General features: G+C 67.5%; 2 protein-coding genes. Both read right to left on the reverse strand.

The annotated features are described in order from the left end of the window. Positions 1-53 precede the first annotated feature (53 nt). Entirely contained in the window at positions 54-851 is a 798-nt protein-coding gene (gene istB / locus HNR28_RS17995) for an IS21-like element helper ATPase IstB (protein ID WP_173424572.1), read from the reverse strand. Then, the gene (gene istA / locus HNR28_RS18000) at positions 848-2167 is read right to left on the reverse strand and encodes an IS21 family transposase (protein WP_084330434.1); all 1320 of its coding nucleotides are present in this window, start codon (positions 2165-2167) and stop codon (positions 848-850) included. The genes istB and istA overlap by 4 nt, the downstream gene beginning before the upstream one ends. Positions 2168-2246: the final 79 nt, after the last annotated feature.

The raw sequence follows: 2246 nt of genomic DNA on the forward strand, positions 1-2246 counted from the left end.
TGTCAAGCGACACCAGGAATTGACCCCCTGGCGACACCTAAAACTGACCCCCCCTACGGTTGAACGAACGGCTGCCCGATGGCAGCAGAACTGGGTTTGATGAGCCCTGCCTTACGCTTTGTACGCAGCCGGTAGCTGTCGCCCCGGATGGTGAGGACATGGCTGTGATGCAGCAACCGATCGAGGATGGCGGTAGCCACCACGGCGTCGCCGAAGACCTCGCCCCATTCGCTCACGGCGCGGTTGCTGGTCACCAGCAGGCTGCCCCGTTCATAGCGCCGCGAGACAAGCTGGAAGAACAGGTTTGCCGCCCCCGGCTCCAGGGGCAGGTAGCCCAGCTCATCGATGATCAGCAGCTTGGGCTTGGCGAAGTGACGCAGGCGTTCCTCCAGGCTGCCCGCGGCATGTGCACTCACCAGTTGCGTGATCAGCGCCGTGGCCGTGGTGAACAGCGTCGAGTAGCCCGCCCGAACGGCTTCACGCCCCAGGGCGACGGCCAGGTGGCTCTTGCCCACCCCGGGCGGCCCAAGCAGCAGCAGCGCATCGCCGTTGGCAATCCACCGCCCGCAGGCAAGCTCCCTGATCTGCGCGGGGTCTACAGCGGGCTGGGCACTGAAGTCGAACCCGTCCAGGGTGCGCACGAACGGGAAGCGGGCAATCGACAGCCCCATCTGGATGCGGCGGTCCTCCTTGCGGGCCACCTCCTGCGCGCACAGGTAGGCAAGCGCCTCGCGCAGGCTCAGCTCCTGGCGCGCCGCCTCATCGAGCAGGGTATCGAGCCGTTCGCGGATCGCCGTGAGCTTCAGGCGCCCAAGCATGGCGTCGAGCCGGTCTGGATCCTGGATGATCATTGCCAGCCTCCGCCGGTGATCGCCTCGTAGACCGAGAGGTCGCGCTGCAGCAGTGCCTGTGGCACGACGGGAATGGGTCCCTGCACCTGATCGCCGGGTGCCGTGGACCTTGAGGGCTGCCCCGGGGCTCGGTAGCCAACGATGCCCTGCAGGTGCTCGGGCAGGCAGCGCGTCTGGCGCCGCCCGGCAAGCTCGGGGTGGCAAGCGACCTCGCGCCCGTCATCGAGCACGCGCAGCTCGCAGCCCGCGATATGAACCTGTACCAGGCGCCCCGCCAGGCGCCACGGCACGCTGTAGCGATTGGTGTCGACCTCGACGGTGGCGTCGCGCGCGACGCGTCGCGACAGACTGCGCGTCTGCTCGAAGGGCGGCCGATCCGCCAGCGGCATCAGGTGCAGGCGCTCGAGACGGAAGCGCTCTGCGGGGATCTCGCCCGTGGTGCCGTGCACCCGCTGATCGGCCACCTCGCGCATCCACCAGTCCAAGTGGGCTTGCAGGTGCGCCCAGGACTCGAAGGTGTGGCCCGCCATGGCGTTGCGCTTGACGTAGCCCACGCTCCTCTCGTCCTTGCCCTTAGTGCGCGGCCGATAGGGGGCGCAGGCCACGGGCCGGAACCCCCAGTGATGCGCCAGCGCGCGGAACCGGTCATTGAAGACCACCTCGCGGCTGGCCGCGTCGTGGTGCTCGACTAGCGCCCGCGCGTTATCGACCAGGACCTGGCGGGGAACACCCCCAAAGTGCTGCAGCGCCGCCTCGATCCCAGCAAACCAGGCCGACTGGTGCTGGTGCGGGAAGGCCTGCACAAAGATGCGACGGCTGTGGCCCAGCGTCGCAACAAATAGCTGCACGCCGACTTCCGCACCAGCGATCTGGGCCTTACGGCTGCCAAAGTCGATCTGCATCTGCTGGCCCGGCGGCGTCTCGAAGCGCACGGTGGCCTGAGCGCAGGCGGCCAGCTCCCGGCGCCACGGGGCACAGGCCCGCTCCACCGTGCGTAAGCTCACCGTGATGCCATGCTCGCTGCGCAGCTCCTGCTGCACGACAGCGGCGTTGCCTGCATGGGCCATGAAGCGCTCGCGCAGCCACGGCGCCACGCCGTCGAGTGCCCGCATGCGCTGCGGGCTTGCGTACGGTGCCCAACCGCCCTGGCGCAGATAGCGCTTGACGGTGTTCCTACTGATCCCCAATTCGGCGGCGATACGCTTGGTTCCCCAGCCGCAGGCCTTGAGCCGACCGATGGCGACGACATCCTCTGGGCTTTGCATCGGTTCCCCCCGTGACTGAACAAGGGGTTGGTTGTACTCGGCTTCTTGCATGGATGATCCCTCCTGATGTGATCATGAAGGGGTCAGTTCTCCATGTCGCCAGGGGGTCAGTTTGTCATGTCGCCTGACA

Origin of the sequence: Castellaniella defragrans (assembly GCF_014203015.1) — a bacterium.
Taxonomy (GTDB): domain Bacteria; phylum Pseudomonadota; class Gammaproteobacteria; order Burkholderiales; family Burkholderiaceae_B; genus Castellaniella; species Castellaniella defragrans.